The sequence below is a fragment of the Plectonema radiosum NIES-515 genome (assembly GCF_025753815.1).
In the GTDB taxonomy this organism is placed as follows: Bacteria; Cyanobacteriota; Cyanobacteriia; order Cyanobacteriales; family Nostocaceae; genus Hassallia; species Hassallia radiosum_A.
The window spans coordinates 1-18,581 of the sequence record NZ_JAOWRF010000197.1 but is presented as its reverse complement, the minus strand read 5'-3'; the positions used below and the strand labels follow the sequence as shown (position 1 = coordinate 18,581).

The 18,581-nt window shown below is 38.0% G+C and carries 25 protein-coding genes; 20 read left to right on the top strand and 5 right to left on the bottom strand.

Going from position 1 to position 18,581, the window contains the following annotated elements:
• Window positions 1-38: 38 nt before the first annotated feature.
• From OGM63_RS13550 to OGM63_RS13540, 3 genes are all read right to left on the bottom strand, one after another.
• Entirely contained in the window at window positions 39-284 is a 246-nt protein-coding gene (locus tag OGM63_RS13550) for a hypothetical protein (protein WP_263746109.1), read from the bottom strand.
• Between the two features lie 6 nt (window positions 285-290).
• Window positions 291-3,218, bottom strand: a complete 2,928-nt coding sequence (locus OGM63_RS13545; RefSeq protein ID WP_263746108.1) for a hypothetical protein — start codon at window positions 3,216-3,218, stop codon at window positions 291-293.
• A gap of 120 nt (window positions 3,219-3,338) precedes the next feature.
• Window positions 3,339-3,890: a hypothetical protein gene (locus tag OGM63_RS13540; RefSeq protein WP_263746107.1), complete on the bottom strand. Its 552-nt coding sequence runs from the start codon at window positions 3,888-3,890 to the stop codon at window positions 3,339-3,341.
• A gap of 244 nt (window positions 3,891-4,134) precedes the next feature.
• On the opposite strand from OGM63_RS13540, the gene OGM63_RS13535 reads away from it, so the two are divergent.
• Window positions 4,135-4,356 (top strand): plasmid mobilization protein, encoded by a 222-nt coding sequence (locus OGM63_RS13535; RefSeq protein ID WP_263746106.1) that lies wholly within the window; start codon window positions 4,135-4,137, stop codon window positions 4,354-4,356.
• 93 nt (window positions 4,357-4,449) lie between these two features.
• On the opposite strand, the gene OGM63_RS13530 is transcribed toward OGM63_RS13535, so the two are convergent.
• Both OGM63_RS13530 and OGM63_RS13525 read right to left on the bottom strand, forming a co-directional pair.
• Window positions 4,450-4,740 carry a hypothetical protein gene (locus OGM63_RS13530; protein WP_263746105.1) on the bottom strand — a complete coding sequence of 97 codons (291 nt, stop codon included), beginning with the start codon at window positions 4,738-4,740 and terminating at the stop codon, window positions 4,450-4,452.
• Between the two features lie 204 nt (window positions 4,741-4,944).
• A complete protein-coding gene (locus tag OGM63_RS13525) occupies window positions 4,945-5,169 on the bottom strand; it encodes a helix-turn-helix domain-containing protein (RefSeq protein ID WP_263746104.1) in 225 nt (74 codons plus the stop codon).
• A gap of 233 nt (window positions 5,170-5,402) precedes the next feature.
• Here OGM63_RS13525 and OGM63_RS13520 point away from each other — a divergent pair, with 233 nt between their 5' ends.
• The 19 genes from OGM63_RS13520 (at window position 5,403) to OGM63_RS13430 (ending at window position 18,543) form a co-directional block, all read left to right on the top strand.
• The gene (locus OGM63_RS13520) at window positions 5,403-5,600 is read left to right on the top strand and encodes a hypothetical protein (protein WP_263746103.1); all 198 of its coding nucleotides are present in this window, start codon (window positions 5,403-5,405) and stop codon (window positions 5,598-5,600) included.
• Between the two features lie 8 nt (window positions 5,601-5,608).
• The gene (locus OGM63_RS13515; RefSeq protein WP_263746102.1) at window positions 5,609-5,923 is read left to right on the top strand and encodes a DUF6839 family protein; all 315 of its coding nucleotides are present in this window, start codon (window positions 5,609-5,611) and stop codon (window positions 5,921-5,923) included.
• A gap of 27 nt (window positions 5,924-5,950) precedes the next feature.
• Window positions 5,951-6,436, top strand: a complete 486-nt coding sequence (locus tag OGM63_RS13510) for a hypothetical protein (RefSeq protein ID WP_263746101.1) — start codon at window positions 5,951-5,953, stop codon at window positions 6,434-6,436.
• Window positions 6,426-6,656 carry a hypothetical protein gene (locus tag OGM63_RS13505; protein WP_263746100.1) on the top strand — a complete coding sequence of 77 codons (231 nt, stop codon included), beginning with the start codon at window positions 6,426-6,428 and terminating at the stop codon, window positions 6,654-6,656. Before OGM63_RS13510 ends, OGM63_RS13505 begins: the two co-directional genes overlap by 11 nt.
• 82 nt (window positions 6,657-6,738) lie before the next feature.
• Window positions 6,739-7,059, top strand: a complete 321-nt coding sequence (locus tag OGM63_RS13500) for a hypothetical protein (RefSeq protein WP_263746099.1) — start codon at window positions 6,739-6,741, stop codon at window positions 7,057-7,059.
• An 11-nt stretch (window positions 7,060-7,070) separates the two neighbouring features.
• Window positions 7,071-7,493, top strand: a complete 423-nt coding sequence (locus tag OGM63_RS13495) for a hypothetical protein (protein ID WP_263746098.1) — start codon at window positions 7,071-7,073, stop codon at window positions 7,491-7,493.
• 78 nt (window positions 7,494-7,571) lie between these two features.
• Window positions 7,572-8,393, top strand: a complete 822-nt coding sequence (locus tag OGM63_RS13490) for a hypothetical protein (protein WP_263746096.1) — start codon at window positions 7,572-7,574, stop codon at window positions 8,391-8,393.
• A 50-nt stretch (window positions 8,394-8,443) separates the two neighbouring features.
• On the top strand, window positions 8,444-10,693 hold the full coding sequence (locus OGM63_RS13485) for a transposase-like zinc-binding domain-containing protein (RefSeq protein ID WP_263746095.1): 2,250 nt from the start codon (window positions 8,444-8,446) through the stop codon (window positions 10,691-10,693).
• 361 nt (window positions 10,694-11,054) lie between these two features.
• On the top strand, window positions 11,055-12,215 hold the full coding sequence (locus OGM63_RS13480) for an acetate and sugar kinases/Hsc70/actin family protein (protein ID WP_263746093.1): 1,161 nt from the start codon (window positions 11,055-11,057) through the stop codon (window positions 12,213-12,215).
• A gap of 76 nt (window positions 12,216-12,291) precedes the next feature.
• Complete coding sequence (locus tag OGM63_RS13475; RefSeq protein ID WP_263746092.1) at window positions 12,292-12,777, top strand: GIY-YIG nuclease family protein; 486 nt, start codon at window positions 12,292-12,294, stop codon at window positions 12,775-12,777.
• Window positions 12,774-12,971, top strand: a complete 198-nt coding sequence (locus OGM63_RS13470) for a hypothetical protein (protein ID WP_263746091.1) — start codon at window positions 12,774-12,776, stop codon at window positions 12,969-12,971. The genes OGM63_RS13475 and OGM63_RS13470 overlap by 4 nt, the downstream gene beginning before the upstream one ends.
• A 3-nt stretch (window positions 12,972-12,974) precedes the next feature.
• On the top strand, window positions 12,975-13,166 hold the full coding sequence (locus tag OGM63_RS13465; RefSeq protein ID WP_263746089.1) for a hypothetical protein: 192 nt from the start codon (window positions 12,975-12,977) through the stop codon (window positions 13,164-13,166).
• A 70-nt stretch (window positions 13,167-13,236) separates the two neighbouring features.
• Window positions 13,237-13,884 (top strand): tyrosine-type recombinase/integrase, encoded by a 648-nt coding sequence (locus tag OGM63_RS13460; protein WP_263746088.1) that lies wholly within the window; start codon window positions 13,237-13,239, stop codon window positions 13,882-13,884.
• A 156-nt stretch (window positions 13,885-14,040) separates the two neighbouring features.
• Entirely contained in the window at window positions 14,041-14,514 is a 474-nt protein-coding gene (locus OGM63_RS13455) for a hypothetical protein (protein WP_263746087.1), read from the top strand.
• 303 nt (window positions 14,515-14,817) lie between these two features.
• Complete coding sequence (locus tag OGM63_RS13450) at window positions 14,818-15,519, top strand: DUF433 domain-containing protein (RefSeq protein ID WP_263746086.1); 702 nt, start codon at window positions 14,818-14,820, stop codon at window positions 15,517-15,519.
• Complete coding sequence (locus OGM63_RS13445; RefSeq protein WP_263746084.1) at window positions 15,516-15,830, top strand: PIN-like domain-containing protein; 315 nt, start codon at window positions 15,516-15,518, stop codon at window positions 15,828-15,830. Before OGM63_RS13450 ends, OGM63_RS13445 begins: the two co-directional genes overlap by 4 nt.
• Before the next feature lie 267 nt (window positions 15,831-16,097).
• Window positions 16,098-17,639, top strand: a complete 1,542-nt coding sequence (locus OGM63_RS13440; RefSeq protein WP_263746083.1) for a protelomerase family protein — start codon at window positions 16,098-16,100, stop codon at window positions 17,637-17,639.
• A gap of 108 nt (window positions 17,640-17,747) precedes the next feature.
• Entirely contained in the window at window positions 17,748-18,170 is a 423-nt protein-coding gene (locus OGM63_RS13435) for a hypothetical protein (RefSeq protein ID WP_263746082.1), read from the top strand.
• On the top strand, window positions 18,100-18,543 hold the full coding sequence (locus OGM63_RS13430; RefSeq protein ID WP_263746081.1) for a hypothetical protein: 444 nt from the start codon (window positions 18,100-18,102) through the stop codon (window positions 18,541-18,543). Before OGM63_RS13435 ends, OGM63_RS13430 begins: the two co-directional genes overlap by 71 nt.
• Window positions 18,544-18,581 lie beyond the last annotated feature (38 nt).

Here is an 18,581-nt window from a genome sequence, read left to right as displayed (position 1 = left end):
GGGTAGGATATGGGGTGATGGTTGTGGGGTTGGGTTAATTAATAACCGTACCAGTCACTATCTTGAATACTTCCATCTTCATTACGATAATCAGAGTCCCATCTTTTGAACATTGGTTCAGGGTTACTTTTAGGTAATTTTTGTTTTTGTTTTTGAAGTTCTAAAAGTTCACCTTTTGTAAAAATTTCCCCACAATCACAACAAATACGTTCGCCTGTATCCATTCCAGAAATACGTTCTTTTTGGGTATGGTTGTGTTCACAATCAATTTTTAGTGTACTCATAAATTTTTATTCCTTGGTTTTATTTTGTTTTTGAATTAATTTTTTAACTCGTTTGTACTCTTGTTCATCAGTTACGTTTTCTAATTGTCGCACTAATTCTACTAAGTCAGGTCTTTCCCATTGTCTCAGTTGGTCATACAATCGCAGTACATCAGTACGGTGTTTTGAGTTTATAAATTTACATCCTAATGGGGTGAAAGAATAGAATTTTTTACTCTCGCTAATCTCATCGTGGGGTAATAATGTTTTACGTTTTTCAGGATTCATTTCCTGCCATTCTGAAAGTCCTAATAATCGTTTACTAGTCAGTTCATGAATTGCTTTCTCTCCATTCAGAATATCTTCAAAAATACTTGAGGCAACATCATCACCGTCTTTACCATTTTTCTTAGACAACCCTCTAATTTTTATAGTTACCTCTCCATTGATTGAATTGTAAAGTCGATAGTCTGATTTGTTTCTAATTTGGCAGTTGGTGTAGATTTTTTTCACTTCAAAACTAAATTGATTTAATGCGAAAATATCTAACTCACCAAATTGATTTTTTAGATGATTCCAAGCTAAATATTGTACGTGGTTATCACCTTTTAATATGTCAAAAATATCTTTTTTATCGACACTATTATCAAGTAAAGGTTTGATATCTACTACCGTTTGTCCGTTACTACCTTTTAAGTTTTCAAACCCTAACTCAGTGAAAATATTTAATGATTTCCTACGATAATAAGCTACTTTGTTGTAGTCAAATACTCCACCATCGGTCACAGACATTAAACTGTAAAGTCCTTTACCCATACACCAAGCAAGTGTTCTAGCCCGTGATGTGATGTTGTTGCCGATGATAAAATTACTTATTCCGGTTCCGTCTCCAGCAAAGTAACTACTAGCAATACATCCATAAATCGTGTTGACAATTAGTTTTATAAATTCTTGTATTGAATTTTGATAAAGAAAATCTTCTTTACTTAATTCATCATCATCATTAATCGTTTTACTTATTACATTTTCAATGACAGCTTTTTTGTTGTTTTTTCCAAAAATATCGTTATACAATTCAATTCTATTTTTGTGTTTTCCTCTTCTATCAATTAATGTTCCTGCTAATTCTTTTAATTCGACACGTACCCAGTTTGTATTCCAAGTAAGTCCACAAACACTGAGTTCTTTGAGCGATTTCATTTCGCACATTTCAGGGATTACTTTTTCCACTTCATCACGTTTATCGTAATAAGCAAAACATTCTACAATGGCGTTTTCTCTAATCCAAGGTAATTCAACTTTATCAGAAGCGTATTTAAGAATTACTTGATACAAATCGTGGTTAAATGCAGCCATGTGAACTTGATTAGTTGCCAGGTACATAGATGCATCATATTGTTTATCAGCGTCACTATTGTTTTCTGCAAAATGCGATTGATATTTTTCCCACGCGGTAAATGTTTTTTCTTCTTTACTTAGTAATAAGTCCTGTTTAAAAGGTGCATCTTTCCAACTAATCCGAGCTACCCATAAACCAGGAATTACGTATTGACTATACTGTTTTTCCCATTCCCCAAAGGTAAGAGGAAAGCCAATTATTGATGGATTACCAATAGGGAATATTTGATTTTTTAATCCGTTGCCGTAACAGCCATTGATATCGATATCGATCAACACGCCGTCTAGCACGTCAATAGTTGACCGCTCTTTAACGCATCTACCACCGTCCGTCATTCCTAAGTAAAGAAGTGCCTTGTTACCTACCAGATGACTCAGTTGCTTCATCGACTCCGGACTAGCTAGGCGGTTGTACCAGTAAAGTGGTTTCATTCCTGCCAGGTCTTCATCATTCTCATCAATGGAAGTAGGTAACATCACATTAGGACGCGATGCAAGCCATTCTGACGTAATCTTTGCTGTAATCTTACCTGTACTCAGTCCCCAGTCCGGTTGAGGTTCTACGCCCACTGTAGCCGCGATATCGTTATAAAATTCTACTGTTCGTGTATACACTTCTTTCAAATATTTGACATCACCCCTAATGTAATTGATAAAATCACGCGGTTTTTGTATTAGGAAGTCCAAAGCGTTACCATTTTTATCCCAATCCCAAACAGTTTTTTCATCAGTGGGTAGTCCAACATTTTGCAGATATGTTTTCAGTCCTTTACTACCTTGCATTGCACATATATCTACTAATTCAATTGATAAAGCCTGCCATTGCATACCCTTTTTCGTAGGTAAATAAAGTTCATAGGGTAAGCAAATTGGTTTATTAAACTTGGTGGTAATGCGTCTTATTCGCTCCAAATATGCCAAACAATAATATAGAAAATCTGGTGTCTTAGCAAATAAAAACTCTAAGTCTTTGAAGCTGAAAAAGAAATACAATTTAATAGTTTTAACTCGTTTACGTTGTAAATCTTTAATTGGTCTCCATTGAATGTTATAGACATCGTTGAGAAAATCCAAGATTACAAAAGGAGTTTTGAACACCCTTAAACTTTGTAACTCTCCTATCATTTTCATCTTACGTTTGACATCGACCATGACCGCAGAATGTTTACCTGGATGACTTTCAGGATGAAGATATTCGGCACTTTTATTACCACTAAAAAGAGTAATACACAACGGAAGTGTAGGGTAGTTTGTTTGTGGGATATATTCGGCATCACATCCTAATTCATCCCATCCAATAGGAAGGTTTAGTACTTCTGATACTGTTTGTGATAGTGTTTTATCTTTGTTTGTTTTTACTATTGATTCAATTTCTTGTTGGATATTGTTGTCAGATTTCGCTTTAAGTACCTCTATATCAATCGTTAAACCGCCAAATTCATCGTCTTCATCAATTACACCGGACTTGGCTTTTAACACATCAATATCGACCATTAAACCGCCAAATTCATCGTCATCATCGTCAAACGAGGTTACAATTGTAGTATATGTACACATGTTAAAAGTCTCCTTAATTTAATTGGTTAGGAGACTGGTAAGTAAGTAATATAGAAAAAGAATATTTTTGGTGAGCGGTCAAATACCTTTACTTAACCGCTTTTTACTTACCAGTCGATGTTAGTTGTCTCCACCTTGGGCATCAATATCGATACTCAAAGATTCATTACCAATACCTTCAGAAGCTTCATAAGCGCGTTTGTGTTTCCCATTTTTATCAAGACAAGCTTCGATAGAACTGACATCAATTCTGTAGAAAGTATCTGATTCAGAAACAGTGCAAAAAGCTTTAAAAACAAGTCCTTTTTGTTCATCTAAAAAATCATAAATTGTTTCTAAATTTTCCTCAACAATGTGTCCGAATTCATCATCAGCATCAGCAATTACTATTTTAGATTGATGAGAATAACCCATAAGTGTAAGTAATCTTCCTAAAACATTTTTATCGCTGTATCGATAGGAAGAAAGTACAGTAATGTTTGCAGGATTTTTACCCGTCACATCTAAAACAGAAAACACAATTTTTAAGAATGCTCCACCATTTTTATTGATGCTGTGCTGATATCCTGCATAAGTCAATTGAGCTTTACCATCTTTACGACTGGTTAAGGGTTCAAAAGCACGTTTGAATTCTTGTTCAGGTTGCATGGTTTTAGAAGATATGGTTGTCATTGTTTTAGGTTTTTTGAGATTTTTAGAGTTTGTGTGTCTAGTTTTTATAGAGGTGTTAAGACAATTCCTCATTTATGGTGCGAGGTTGGTTGTGTTTTTACTCACCCTTTTAATGTATTACAATGGACTAACAATGTAACCCATTATATGCCAGTTGTTTAAGTGTAACACAATGGATTAACATCGGATTAACTTTTGTGCTAACAATGTGTTACAGTAAAAATAAACCGGACTATTATTAAAAATGGCTAGAAAAGACTCACACTTAACTGTTCGTATCAGTCCTGAAGAATTAGAAGAAATAAGACAGTTTGCAGCTTCAAACGGAATGCAGCAATCAGAATTTGTAATGAGTGCGTTAAGAGCGGCTATGGGTAAAACTGGTGTGCAGGAACAATTTTTAACACTGTCAGCTAGATTAGCCGCTATAGAATCAAAATTACAGTCTTCATCTGTTGCACATTAACTTGCCAAAGCAAAAATCTATATCAACTAGTTGATGAGTTTAAAAAGTGGGTATACAAACCTCAATTTTTTATCAACTAGTTGATAGTTGCTTTTAATCTTGCCTGTTCTTTTGCTCACCGTATTTTTCCCTTAGCGCGATCCATTTAGGGAGGGGTAATTTAGCAAGTTTTTTAAAGCACTCACTTAGCAATGCCGTATTATCTACAGCAGCTTTCATATCACGTAAGTCTGTATTTTCCCCACAATTAAGAGCCATACGCTGTGGTAGCTCGATTAGATAATTCCGTGCTGATAATGAATCATCAAAATCAGAAAGTCTACGCGGAAGCGGGTACTCCTCAACAGGGAATACTTGGTTTTCAATATCTATTGCGTTGTTCATTATTTACCTAATGTTTTTATATCTGTCTAATAATTAACACATGAGAAATTATCAACTAGTTGATAAAAGCTTGACTGGGTATACATCTGCTATTAGAAAGTATTTACACATAAAGGTAAATTAGTTGTAAAATATGACTATACACCGAAATTTTTATATTTAACCAAAACCCTGTTACAGCAATATGTAATAGGGTTTTGGTTTTTAATCATTATCAACTACCTCTTTAATGACAAACATTTCACCTACTTCAACTTGAAAGTAGCTACACAATTTAATTGCTACTTGGCAGTCGATACGGCTAAAACTATTTTTTGAATAACCACGAATAGCATTCTCTGTCACTTCTACTTCTTTGGATAATTGGGCAATATTTAACCCTTTTTCATCCATTAATTTTTTTAATCGGCAAATCATAACTTTACTCATGTTTACTATCTCTCTATATTAACCGAGTACTCGTATAGTCGAGTATCAGAGTTTATTATACTCTGACAGGTTTATTATCAGATATTAGTATAGTCGAGTAGTAATATAGTCGCATAGTTTGAGCTATATTAAAGGATTAGAGAGCAAACAACCGCAACCGACAGGGAGAGAACCTTTACAAACACCGAGCGAGTTTAAGCCCGACACACCACCGCACAATATATAGATAACTCATGAACCCTGAAGAAAATCACCCTGCACACCTACTAGCTAAAATCACATCTCTCAGCGAACAATTATCGGAAACAATCACCGCCTACCGTACCCATTGCGCTGAAGACTACCAACTAACCAATCAAGAGACCTACTCGATCACAGATTTAAGCCTGGAAGATTTACGAGCCATTCTCGATTACTTAGCAAAATTTTAGGAAATAAAATGGATACCGAATACCCCTACTGTTGTCTAGAATCTCAAACGCCTGACCCTACAACCCTTTACGATATCACTCAGTACTCTTTTGATTTTGGACCTAACAACATGACAACACATTACGTCAGAGACTTTAATTCCGATGATTACGCTTTAATTACAGACTCACAAGACGTTGCCGCGACACTATCTCATATCGGTTTATCTGATAACGATTTTGGTTTCTTATTAGTTAAAGCAGTAGATGGAGAATTCACAGAAATCTACGGTAGCGGGTATGCCGTGCCAGCTTGCAATTACGAAGTTACAAAATTACTTTAAACCTTTGAATTATTTGGAGATAACGAAATGGAAATCACTGTAGAAAACCTCAACTGCCCACTATGCGATTTAGCTCATCACGACATTGATCAATGGGCTATCGACCCACACCGGACACACCTTTGCTTACATTGTGGCGAATTATTTAAAGGTACTTTACGTGGTGTTTCACGACCTACTTTCGTAAAAATGGATAAACCTGCGGATGTAATTTACAAATACAAAACCTACCGCAATATCCTTGATGCTGATTCAGAAACTACCGCCCAAGCAATTCTGGCTTATGAGGAAAAACACATGTCCGCATGGGATAGACCACAAACACTGCTAAATGTTTTAACTGGCAATCTCAACACATCTCACGGTACTTTTTCAAGCTACGGTGCGGCTATCGACTTTTTAAAAAGTAATCCTGACTTAAAGCATCATCACATACCTGTAGTGAACGATTACGATACAGAAGCTTACAAAACACTACATAAACTACACGAAATACAACCCGATGACAACTAAAACCTTTAATGTACACTCCCCTCAAGCTGAAGCAATTTATGACTATCTGGAAAAAGGACTACACAAAATCAAGTTTAAGGGCGGTATTGGAATCGGTTTTAAGCCTAATACACCAGCGCAATTCTACATAGTTTTTCACGACAATACTGAACAAAATTTAGCAATTCTACGAGAAAATCTTAATGAATTTAAAGTAACTCAAATCGTAGAAAAATCTTAAATCAAAAGTCCGGGCAAGGCTCGCAACCAAAACCCGGACTCTACATCAATTCCCTGCAAGGAAATCACCCCTAAATCATACTATGTCTGCACAAAAATCTCAACGCCTCACCATCCGCGCTCACAACATTGAATTTTTAAAAACAATTGGCGCACAGATGGGAATCTCTGATTTAGCTGAAATTTGCAATTACCTGATTTTAGATTGTAAGGGTTTAGGGTACGCTTTCGGCAATAAGCCACAACCACAACCTACACCACAACAACCGCAAGCACCCATCGGCTACGCTTTCGATTCTTCTACATTTGAGCCAGCATTCCAACCAACACACAAACAAAATCACATCAACAACCAAGCTGATGAAACAATTTTACGACTGGCTAGCTTAATAGAGAATTTCTAAGGAAAAACACCATGCAACCATTAAAAACACTTCAAAATCTTACAGATTATTACTTGAAATTGACCGAAGCAACCCGCGAACATGACCGCGAATCCTATCAGCTAGGACTGATAAAAACGGATGAAAAACTACGAATACTTGAACAAGAAACCTACCGTAAAGTCCGTGTTGGTGGTGATGTTACCGAAGAATTAAAAATGATGGAATTCTTGCTCAAAGCTGTGAAATATCAGAACCAATTGAAAGAAAAATCGGGGTACATACTAACAGACAACATACGTTTTTTCTTGCAGTTAATCCTAGTAGGTGCTACATGTTTTAGTATTGGTAAATTCGTTGTTGCACCCACTAAAAATCACTGTCTTGATAACGATTTACAGTCACAATATTGTCAATTAATCCGAGATAAAGCAGAGTTTTTCTCTGGTAAATAATCAATGGCAGGAAAGGAGGAAAGCCAATCCTGCCACAGTTCCGCAATAAACCACAAACGAAACTAAGGATATTATCTCATGCCAGTAAAGAAAAAAGAAAATGGATCGCTCACCGGGTCTAAGCGCTACGCCGCTGAAAAAGGTAAAACTGTTGAGGAACAAAGCCATGAGAACGCTGAAAAAGCTTTTGATAGGGTAAAATCTCGTTTCCAGAAACCCGCTGACGCTGTTAATGCCGTTGTTGATGGAGTAAAAAACGTAGCCCAAGGTGTAAAGACAGTAGAACGCGCTGCTAGAACTGTACGCCAAGCTGTAAGCGGTGGTAGCAGTGCTGTAACTGATGATTCTAAACAATCCTTAAACAAAGCTTCTGAAATTGCCTCAAAGTATGGGGTAGCAGAAATTGAAATCAGCGATTTATTAGGCTCTAATCCCTACGCTGCTGATGCCAATATTCCAGAGATGAAAGCGGTAGACGCTAACCGGGAGAAACTCAAAATCCAGCGTCAAAACAATGCTCTCGAAGTCCGATTAGAGAAGATTAAGCAGGGTAGAAAAGTCGTAGCAGTTGCCACAGAACAACGCCGATTAATGGGTGATTTTGTTGACTTCTCCACTGTGGGCATTGAGACAGCTACAAAACTGGTTAAAAACGAGATTGCTGATACTAAATATCAGACAGAGCAATCCAAGCTAGAACAGACTGAAGAGTTACTGTATCAGCAACGTGTAGCCACACAGGGAACCATGAATCTCACTCATGGTATTGAGGATGAATGGGATTTAAAATTCCAATTGCAAGGCACTAAAAACGACCGTATCCGCTTAGTGATTGAGGGTTCACACAGAGATAACGACATCAAGCGAGAGGAACTAGAAGCGCGGTTAGTTGAGTTTTAGAACACGTATTAGGGGTGAAATTCCCCTCTATTAAACTATTAGGAGTAATCATGAATATTTCACTTAAATCTGCATCACGCGGTCTTACTGTCGTAGCTTCTCTCTTATGCCTTGGTGGTGTTCTCAGCTTTGTTAAATCAGAAGATAACATGAAACCATTAGCATTAAATATCATCATTGCTAGTGGAACTTTGGCAGTTAGTAGCGAATTTATTAGCAGAAGTAACCATAATAAGGCTAACAACCAATTAGCTGATATCGTCGCGAAACATGAGAAGGAATGGAAGACATTAAACACAAAATATGAGGAACAATCAGCACTACTGAAACAATCCCAAACACTCAAAGACGACTTACATCAAGCCACTGAAGAAATCAATCTGAAGAATCAGACTATCCAAATTCTGCAAGGTAAGGTTAAGCAGTTAGTTGTAGATTTTGAACTCAAAACCCAAGAATTAGAAGATAAGTTGCAGTGTGAGGATATTCGATACCAGGAATTAATAGACGTTTTTAAAGGACTTATTTCGGAACATCTTAACGAACGTATTTACAAATTTTTTAACAGTTTGGATGAGTCAATTAACAAGAAACTGGAGAGCGAAGACTATCAAGCCATCCATGCTAATTTAATCCCGTTCAAAGATAAGTTACAACTTCACTACGACACACACTGCGAATTACTCAAAAATATCTCAGTTATTGACGGTGATTTATCTGATATCGTCACCGATGTTTTGAGCATTTATTCTCGTATTGTGGATGAGCAAACAGCATTAAAGACTAAGTTTAGAAACCTACTGAATCTTGATGAAAGACGCTCTCTGGAAGATGCCTACACCACTTTAGCGGACATGAAAACTACTCACTGTCCAAAAGATAAAGCCAAGGATTTATTAGGTGAATATAATTCTTTCCAGAAGAATCAGCTTAATAATTTAGGCGAAAAGTTGGAAGACAATGTTAATTCCCTAGAAGAAATGAGAGGTCAAGTCTTTGATTTAATCGCCCAAATAGAAAGCTTGGCACTAGAAAAAGTAGCCTTGAAAGATGAGCTAAATAAGCTTAATCAGCCGCAAGTATGGCGACTAGCAACAGGTAGCAACGAACTAACAAAGGGTAACATCATCATCCAATATTTTTGGAGCAAGGGAATAAAGTTAGACCGCGCTTTTACTACTGGCGATGTCTATGAATCAAAAATCTACTACCACACCGACAATAACCCGCGTACCCTTGTTTTCAAGGAATTAAACGAACATTCAGATGCTTTACAGCAATTGTGTTTGACTCTTAAACCGATAACTTTTGATTGGGACGCTGACAAAGGATTAATGGTAGCTAGTCTAGTTTGGAAAGCCAGAGAGAAGAAAGACACCGCCAAATCAGATATAGATGCAATCTGGATACCTGCTAGCAAATTTGAAACTTATGTCAAACGATGGGAACGAGTAAGAATTACTGCTGGTAGCACTGGCGGTAAATCTCCCACAGCTAAAAATTTGGCACTGGCTATCATGCGGTCGCGCAAAGGCAAAGGTGAAATTCGACTTTACGATCCACAGCACGGAAGTAAAAAAGATTATTGGGATATGCCCAAAGCAGGGATGAGCCATGAAGACAATTTGCAAGGAATGAAAGAACTTTGTCAGTTAATCGATGACCGCCGACATGGACATAATCATCAATTCGTTCTTTACATTTTTGATGAAGTTGACAATACAGTTACCCAGTTGAAAGAAGGTGCTAAGTTCCGCGACTTAATTAAGGTTTCTTTGAAAGAAGGTTCTCACGCTGATGTGGGAGTTATTTACATCGGACAATCTGCTGATGCTAATGAAGTACCGGGTATGACTCATAGCAACTGGAATAATGCTGTGCAGCTTCATATTGTTACTAACGCTGGAACTGCTATAGAGAAGCTAACCACCTTAACCACGGAAGATAAGACTAAGTTGCTCAACCAATATCGGAAGATTCAAGAGTACTGCGACAGGATGAATGAAGAATTGGGCTTGGATATCTTCACTGACTCTGGTGCTTATCGTTTTGCGTTAGCCGTGCCGTTGACCGGACTGCCAAAATTCATTCAACTACCTGTATTCGATAGTTACGACTACAGCGATGTAATGGGTGTTGACACGCAAACACAAAAAGCGATTGTGGAAACTCCCGTTAACGATATTGTGTGTCCCCATTGCGGAAGTCGTGCGGTAGTTAAAAATGGGACTAATGCCAAAGGAGAGCAATATTATTCATGTAAAACCTGCTCTGAAAAACCAAAAAGATGGATTAGCTAACAGTAATTAGCAAAATATTGGGTGTTGTGATTGTGTGTGATGGTTTAGATAAAGCACACACATATCCCACACCGACGGCTGAAACCCTTGATTTTGCGTAAAGATTTTTGAGAGATATCACACAGGATTTTACCTATACGGGGTATGGGGTTTTTTGAGAGATATCACACGATTAATGTTAGTAAAAAATCAAAGACTGTTTATCAGTGCTTTTATTAACAGTTACCAAACTAATAGCAACTACCTTAATTTTCTCCTAATAGTTCAGTCGCAATCATTTTTTATTTTCTCAATAAAGCGTACTACTGCGCGTAACATGCGGATGACAAGCACAAATTAACCAATTTAAAAAGGAACGACTATGAATATCGAGGCTAACGGCGCACAGACTCAACAACCATTACAAGATTTAACAGTGTTACAAATAGAACAACCAAAAATTACAAAAGTAAGTAAGCCTAGAGAGAGCAAGAATCCTACTATTGATTGCTCACTAATCCTTGATGCTGGAAGTAAGCGTATCAAGTTCCTGTTAAATGGCTACGAGTCAACCATTGAAAGCGTCTACAAGGAAATCAAAGGAGATTTACCCTCTGGTATGTCGGGTTGTTTCCAGTACAAAAAGAAAAATTATGTAGTCGGTCGCGGTTGTGAATCAGTACTAGGCGAATTAGTTGAGGCTCAGAAGGATAACAAGATTAAGAGGCTTGATGTCTGGGTACTTGGCGCACTTACCAGCGATTCAGACTTCCTTGATGACATCCTGGAAGACAAACGCAGTCGCTACAAAACAAAACCAATTCGCTTAAGTGTGGATATCAAGCTACTCAGTCTATCCAGTAATCACCAAGGTGATATCAGCAAAATCTTAAACGGTATTGAGGGGTTTAATTATCGCGGTCGAGAGTTCACTGTCGAATTCAAAAATCTGAAGTCTGAATTTATCTACAGTGAAGGTTATGGCGCGGCGCTGTCGGCAAGGAATTCTTTACCAGATGGAATAACTAACTTTGCAATACTTGACCTCGGTGGCGGAACCCTGACGCTGACATCTTACGGTATTGGTAGGAGATTACCTAAAGTGCTTAGTCGGAGTGTTGCCAGTGGGGGAGGAATGCAAAATCTAGCTAGTCAAATCTTTGTAAGCTTGAATAAAACCGATATTGGTGGAGAGACTAAAAGCTTAAACAGTATCTTTGAAGCTTTAAAGGCTTGTAAAAGCGAAAATGAAGGCTTTTTAGTTCCTTATCGGGTAGGCGGTCGGACTGAAAATATAGCAGAAAGCGTGACTGATGGCTTGAGTAACTGGATAGCTGATAATCCAAGTATTGCTGATATTCTCACAAAATCTTCTCAGATACTAGTAAGCGGTGGCGCGATTTATTGTACTGGCGGTGGTTTCGCAAGTGAGATTATAGCCGCGAAAGTTACTGAGATTGTCACCGCTGGAGTAGGTAACGGTACTTGTGAGGTATTGGAAAACCCCCACATTATTAATGTCTCAGGTATGAAGTACTTGTAATCAAAAGCCTGGGGCGGGTGGTCAAACTTTCCCCAGGTTATCGTTCCTTACCAATTCGCAAGGACACCTAAATTCTATGACATGGCATCAACGCAACGACAATATTGCTGGGTATATCTACTTGTTTAAAGCAAAGGGTTTTCATGGATGGTTGCCTGGATGCGTGCTAGGACGGTACAAGATTGGACTCAGCCGGAACCCAGAATCAAGGCTTGACACATTAATTAGTAACCAACCGCCCACAGATTATCTCGTAGTTAGGATGATTGAAGTTGAGGATATGGCAACGGTTGAAAGTGCTATACATCAACAGTTCAAAGCCTGTAACGTCAAACTTGAGAAGTCAAGAGAATGGTTTGACCTCATGCCGTGGCAATTAGCAATGGTGCATCTAGCTTTTAACAAATATGAGGCTAGGCGGTGGAAGGCTTCAGAGATTCCAGTGAAAGCAATCACCGGAGGATTAATCGCGCTGTTAGGTGTAGTAATACTCTTAGGTCATACAATGCAATCGGACGTACCACAATTTCAACCAAAGGGTGCTACAGAGAAAATAAAATGAAACAATCAACAATTGAAGCGTTGTTGCGAGTGTACGACAGACTGGATGAAATAGTAGAGGAGTTAAACAGTCTATCAGATGATGCCGTAGACTCAGGCGATTATGAAGATGCGAACTTGCTTCAAGCCAGAGCCGATATACTATATCAGCAGATGGAGAATTTAGAAGTTGTGATAGCGGAATATGAGGAATGAATTATGGATGAGCTTAAAGCCAAAATCAAGGAATACAGTCATCTAGCAGCCACATTAAGCAATCAAGCAAGAGCTATACCACTTGAGCCAAAGGAAAATCGCAAGCGCAAGCTCGAATTACATGGACAAGCCATACAAGCTAGTAGGCAGTGTCGGGCATTGATAGAAGAGTTAAAACGCCAACAAGCTGCTTAAAAACATAGTTCCGGAAAATAATACCTCAAACTGTTGTACCTTGTGGGTTACAGCAGTTTTTGTTTAAGCGATGAAAATCAACAGGCACGGTCGCGCCAAAATTCTCAATACTTCAGAGATACAGCTAGTTTTTAGCAATGGACTAGCCTCAGAGCGTGATAAAACCTTGTTTGGTGTGTGCCTGTTTAGCGCCTGTAGAATCCGTGAAGCTTGCACCCTGCTAACTGAAGACATTTACACCGCAAACGGCAAAGTTAGACCACGGCTGATAATTCGCAAAGCCAACACTAAGGGCAAGTTAGCAACGCGATCTATCCCAGTGATTGAAGATTTACGCCAATTGCTGAATAATTATTATCCGATTAGCGGTGATATTTATCTGTTTCCCGGTCGCAGTGACGGACATATTAGCCATGACTCAGCCGCTCGGATATTGAGAGAAGCTTGTAAACAAGTCGGGATAATTGGTGTATCGACACACAGCTTTAGGCGTACAGCGTTAACCCAGATGAGTAACGCTGGTATTCCCTTACGAGTGATTCAGGAGATATCCGGGCATAGGAACTTAGAGCAGCTACAGAAATACTTGGAAGTCAGCGACGAACAGGTTTTAGGAGCGGCTGCAAGTTTGGCGATGTTGAGTCCTGTTGGCGAAAATGTCAGGAAATGCATTTTAGACGACATTGCTGTAAATGATTCTAATACTTGTAAAAAGTAATGGTAGAGAAGCTTTTATCAGATATGAACTACTTGATATTGGTAAGTAAGCCTATTTAAAAGCTTTTGTGTTTTTAGTATAAAGACAAACATACTTTTGTCTACACACGATAGTTTATATTTAACTACTTATATAAAATATTATCGATGTTAAAAAATGAGATTACCCAAAGTATTGCTGACTTTTGTACTATTACTAAATTTGTTTCAAAACAAAGCTCAAGCAGTGTTCCACGATTATCAAGAAATACCCGGTAGAACTAATGATGGTGTCAAACTGTATTTAGACGCTAATCACGTAGAGATTCAAAAAGACGGAAATAGACGCTTTCATTACGTCGTAACCAAAACAAAACCAACTAGAAATTCTAAATATCAATTATATTTTGACGAATCTGCAAGTTATGCCACTGGTGTAACCCCCTGGTGCAGATTTGGAAAAGTGCAAAAAGATACAAGATTGAATTTTGACGCTCGTGTTGCGGCTTCCCCTTCTTGGATTGCAACTAAAACAATAGTATATGAAGGTGGTGAGTATGAAGATACTTTGATAGTAACGGCTGATTCTACAGCATCTAAAAATTTACTTGCTAGAGTCTGTAATTCTGAAGCGGTAATAGGAGACTTTTAGCTTCAAACAGAAATTAAAACTTTACGTGACTTTCCGGTGATTGCGATCAGTTGTGCGGAAGTCGTTAAAAACTGCCAATATACCCACTTGCCACACGATAAAAAGTGGGGCTTTTTAGGCATAAATATAGTGCGGGTTTTATTATCCCCGATTTTAAACAGTCAGATTAAATTGAACCCGGTTCCAAATAAAACTTATCAAATTAAAAAACTGAGATATTGATTGTCATCTTTTATACACGTAATCTTTATTATTTCATTACCAAAAAATATAATGACAATAACCCTATTCACACAAAAAACTATGGCAGATATTTATGGAGAAAGCGACCCTAGAAATATACCTACATACTCTATTGGTGATGTTGCTCGATACTTGCGTGTTCCTGCGGGAACAATTAGAACTTGGACAGTGGGAAGGCATTATCCGACTAAAAATGGATCTAAATTCTTTAAACCTGTTATTGAAATTAAAAACATTAAACCACGATTGCTTTCATTTACCAACTTAATAGAAGTACACATTCTTCGTGCAATTCGCAAAAACCACAAAGTTCAACTGGATCAGGTGCGAATAGCTCTTGACTACATTAATGAAAAGTTTCAAGTGTCCCATCCTCTAGCACATGAAAGCTTTCGTACTGATGGTGTTGACCTTTTCATTGAGCGATACGGTAGTCTCCTTAATGCCTCTAAACGTGGAATAATTGAGATGAAAGAAGCTTTTAATACTCATCTTGAACGAATCGAACCGGACGATACGGGACTTGCAATTAAAATTTATCCGTTTACACGTTCTGTTGAAGAAAACAACCCACGTATAGTTGTCATAGATCCTAGAGTAGCTTTTGGTCGTCTTGTGATTGCAGAAACAGGTATTCCTACTCGTGTTTTGGCAGAGCGATATCAGGCTGGTGATTCAATTGACGACCTTGTATATGATTATGAATGTGAACGTTTCAAAATTGAAGAGGCTATTCGTAGCGAACTGCCTGTTGCAGTATGACCGATATTCAATCTATTACCTTTTTTATAGATAGGTGTCTAGGTAATAAATGTATTGTAGAAACGCTTCGTAAAGTAGGCGTAAATGTTGAAATACACGATGCACATTTTGGTCAAGGCGCACAAGATGTAGATTGGTTGCCAGAAGTAGGTAAAAGAGGATGGGTTGTTCTGACTAAAGATAGTAGCATCGGTAAAAATATGTTAGAAAGAATGGCTGTAACACGCGCTGAAATTAAAATGTTTGCTTTTGCATCCCAAAGTATATCCGGTAAAGAGATGGCAGATATTTTATTAAAAAAATTACACTGATGCAAGAATTTGTTCGGAAAAACCCCGCACCATTCATTGCCAAAATCTATCGTGATGGAAAAATCAGTATATGGAAAGATAATCAAACACTATTGAAAGAATTGCAAGAATTTTTATAAACAAGAAACCATCAATAACACTCTATTTACCACTACAACCCGTCCACAATGGCGGGTTTTTATTTGTCAACTAGTTGATAAAAAGTATTGACACATCATAACCAGTTACGTTATTATAAAACCAGTTAAGAAAACAACGTAACCGGACATGACACCGCAAGAGTACTTCGACCGCATCAAAGACCTACACAATCCCGATGAAATCAAGACCGTATGCGAAACCTTGACCGATGACTTATTCAATGAAACCGACAAACCTAAAACCCGCGTCAACAAACTAACCCCATATAACAAACTGATTACAGCGATTCCCGATGACAACCTAACAGAAGGTGAAAACGCATATATTCAAACTCGCTCGGATGGTAGCTACTGGAAACGTCATCTACACTTCAAATTTACAGGCATCGCCGATACCAATTTCAACGGTAAAGACGGCATCAATACTAAGACAGTGGTACTAGACCGCCTAGAAAACCAGCAAGAAATACCAGTAAATGACTATCTGGAAACCACTGTTAAGTTGCTCCAAAGTAGTGACCCTCACGAATTGGCGATAGGTTTGATAGCTGCTAGCGGTAGACGACCGATTGAGATTTTAGCCCGTGGTAGCTTCACCCTAGAAGAAAAGTTACCCGCCTACCTCAAGCCTGGTTACTTTGTTCAGTTTCGAGGGCAAGCAAAAAAGCGAGAATATGACGTGGCAGAAGATGAGCGCACCGAGTACCGTATTGGCTTACTAGTTCCCGCTGTCTCTTTCCTGCAAGCTTTTGAGCGATTTCAAGCGATGCCAGAAACCAAGGAAATTTTAGAATTTGTCAAAACTGAAACAGCTAAGGGAACCTACGCCGAACAAATCAACGCGAGTATTGATGACCGTAGAGGCAATAGCTTAAGACGTGTTGTTCAGCGTAACTTTACTTCATTACCCAAACGTCAAAAAGACACCGAGCTAAACCCCAAAGCGCTTAGAGCGGTTTACGTCAACTTGATTACAGAGCGCGATTGTCCTAAAAATATTAATCGTCTCCTGTGGGCTAGCCGTGCGATAGGTCACTTTGTAGACTCCGCTAAAGTATCCGACCGCGATTTAATGCACTTGGTAACAACGCTAGGCTACAGCGATTACTACATTGATAGCGAAGTACCTTACACACCTGAAATTACTTTTACACCAATCGAAACTAAGGAAATTATGACAACTAAAACCATTGAAAAAACAGAAGAAACTAACACGAGAAAAGAACGTAAATCAGTAAGTGTGGACTCAGAAGCATTCGCAAGAATCAAAGAATTACAAACCGAATGGGGTTTAGAAAATCAACAATCAGTTATCAGTAAATTGTTAGAAATGCTAGATAAGCAACCGGAACCTAAAGCCCAAAAACCTGAGAGAAATTTACAAGATATTGACACTGAATCATTAAAAAAGTTACGTGGTGAAGATGCTGTAAATGAGAAGATACGCCGTGCTTTTGAAGCTATCACCACTTACAACGATTCAGCTACAGAGAAGCGCTGGTGTGTGAATAACCAAGGCTTAAGACAGATATCGGGGTGTAATGGACAAGCTGTATCAGTATGGATGAAAGAGCATCAAACCAGCATTGATGACCATAATAAAAAATACAATCTTGGACAATATGACAATAAAGGACGGGGTGACATAACCGAAGTAATCAAGTGGTGAATAAACAATCTTTAGTGTCAAATGATGCTAGAGATTGATAATTCGATTTAAAACCCTAACAATTTACACCGAATAGACATGACAAAATCTGACGAATTAACACCTGATTTGACCCCATTACAGTACTCTGCGTTGACTCAGATATTAGCTGGTTACAGCACCGCCACGGTCGCAAAAAACACAGGTCTAACTATTAAAAGTATAGAAAGATGGAGGCAACTACCAAGATTTAAAGCTTTGATGCGAGAGGCTATGTCAGCTATGTTCACTGCGGCTGTAGCAGAAATTGTACTTCATTCACAACAAGCTGCTAAAGAATTATGCATGATAGCGCTAGATAGTGAAGTGCCAAGTAGAGTGAGAGTGAGCGCTATCACGGCGATGTTGAATGTAGCAGGGAAGGCTCATGACGCACATCTACAAAGTAGACTTGAAAAATTAGAAGAAGAAATAAATTACTATGGCAATCTCAAAGAAGCGGATACAACAACTAGAAAGTATTTTCCTGAAAACGACGAATACGACATCTGATGACGGAGTTATATTTGATGATTTAGTCGATGAAAATTTTGATAATCTAAGCCGAACTGGGGAGTTAGATTTATTAAATAAATTACTCAAGAAAAAACTTTCTCAGAGTTTAAGTCAAAAAGAAATCACACTTACTGAACTCTTGAAATTAAAAACAACATTGCTAGAACAAGAGCGAAAACATGCTGAAAGAATGCAAAAAATGAGGATTGAACAATTAAAAAATCAAGGTTTCACTGTCGAAGAATTTACCAATGCTGTCACGATGATTTTTAGAATAACCAGTAAATTCATTCCTGAAGAAAAAATAGCTGATTTTGGGAGAGAAATAGACATGGCTGTAAAAGAGATGCTAGAAAAATCAAAAAAATAAATCATCAAATAATTAACCCCACAACCCCACAATCCCAT

Coding starts and splice junctions, on each gene's coding strand:
- OGM63_RS13550 (WP_263746109.1), bottom strand. CDS start 284: ATGAGTACACTAAAAATTGATTGTGAACACAACCATACCCAAAAAGAA.
- OGM63_RS13535 (WP_263746106.1), top strand. CDS start 4,135: ATGGCTAGAAAAGACTCACACTTAACTGTTCGTATCAGTCCTGAAGAA.
- OGM63_RS13475 (WP_263746092.1), top strand. CDS start 12,292: ATGACATGGCATCAACGCAACGACAATATTGCTGGGTATATCTACTTG.
- OGM63_RS13465 (WP_263746089.1), top strand. CDS start 12,975: ATGGATGAGCTTAAAGCCAAAATCAAGGAATACAGTCATCTAGCAGCC.
- OGM63_RS13505 (WP_263746100.1), top strand. CDS start 6,426: ATGACAACTAAAACCTTTAATGTACACTCCCCTCAAGCTGAAGCAATT.
- OGM63_RS13460 (WP_263746088.1), top strand. CDS start 13,237: ATGAAAATCAACAGGCACGGTCGCGCCAAAATTCTCAATACTTCAGAG.
- OGM63_RS13510 (WP_263746101.1), top strand. CDS start 5,951: ATGGAAATCACTGTAGAAAACCTCAACTGCCCACTATGCGATTTAGCT.
- OGM63_RS13500 (WP_263746099.1), top strand. CDS start 6,739: ATGTCTGCACAAAAATCTCAACGCCTCACCATCCGCGCTCACAACATT.
- OGM63_RS13440 (WP_263746083.1), top strand. CDS start 16,098: ATGACACCGCAAGAGTACTTCGACCGCATCAAAGACCTACACAATCCC.
- OGM63_RS13540 (WP_263746107.1), bottom strand. CDS start 3,890: ATGACAACCATATCTTCTAAAACCATGCAACCTGAACAAGAATTCAAA.
- OGM63_RS13445 (WP_263746084.1), top strand. CDS start 15,516: ATGACCGATATTCAATCTATTACCTTTTTTATAGATAGGTGTCTAGGT.
- OGM63_RS13470 (WP_263746091.1), top strand. CDS start 12,774: ATGAAACAATCAACAATTGAAGCGTTGTTGCGAGTGTACGACAGACTG.
- OGM63_RS13515 (WP_263746102.1), top strand. CDS start 5,609: ATGGATACCGAATACCCCTACTGTTGTCTAGAATCTCAAACGCCTGAC.
- OGM63_RS13490 (WP_263746096.1), top strand. CDS start 7,572: ATGCCAGTAAAGAAAAAAGAAAATGGATCGCTCACCGGGTCTAAGCGC.
- OGM63_RS13530 (WP_263746105.1), bottom strand. CDS start 4,740: ATGAACAACGCAATAGATATTGAAAACCAAGTATTCCCTGTTGAGGAG.
- OGM63_RS13455 (WP_263746087.1), top strand. CDS start 14,041: ATGAGATTACCCAAAGTATTGCTGACTTTTGTACTATTACTAAATTTG.
- OGM63_RS13480 (WP_263746093.1), top strand. CDS start 11,055: ATGAATATCGAGGCTAACGGCGCACAGACTCAACAACCATTACAAGAT.
- OGM63_RS13520 (WP_263746103.1), top strand. CDS start 5,403: ATGAACCCTGAAGAAAATCACCCTGCACACCTACTAGCTAAAATCACA.
- OGM63_RS13495 (WP_263746098.1), top strand. CDS start 7,071: ATGCAACCATTAAAAACACTTCAAAATCTTACAGATTATTACTTGAAA.
- OGM63_RS13430 (WP_263746081.1), top strand. CDS start 18,100: ATGGCAATCTCAAAGAAGCGGATACAACAACTAGAAAGTATTTTCCTG.
- OGM63_RS13485 (WP_263746095.1), top strand. CDS start 8,444: ATGAATATTTCACTTAAATCTGCATCACGCGGTCTTACTGTCGTAGCT.
- OGM63_RS13450 (WP_263746086.1), top strand. CDS start 14,818: ATGGCAGATATTTATGGAGAAAGCGACCCTAGAAATATACCTACATAC.
- OGM63_RS13525 (WP_263746104.1), bottom strand. CDS start 5,169: ATGAGTAAAGTTATGATTTGCCGATTAAAAAAATTAATGGATGAAAAA.
- OGM63_RS13545 (WP_263746108.1), bottom strand. CDS start 3,218: ATGTGTACATATACTACAATTGTAACCTCGTTTGACGATGATGACGAT.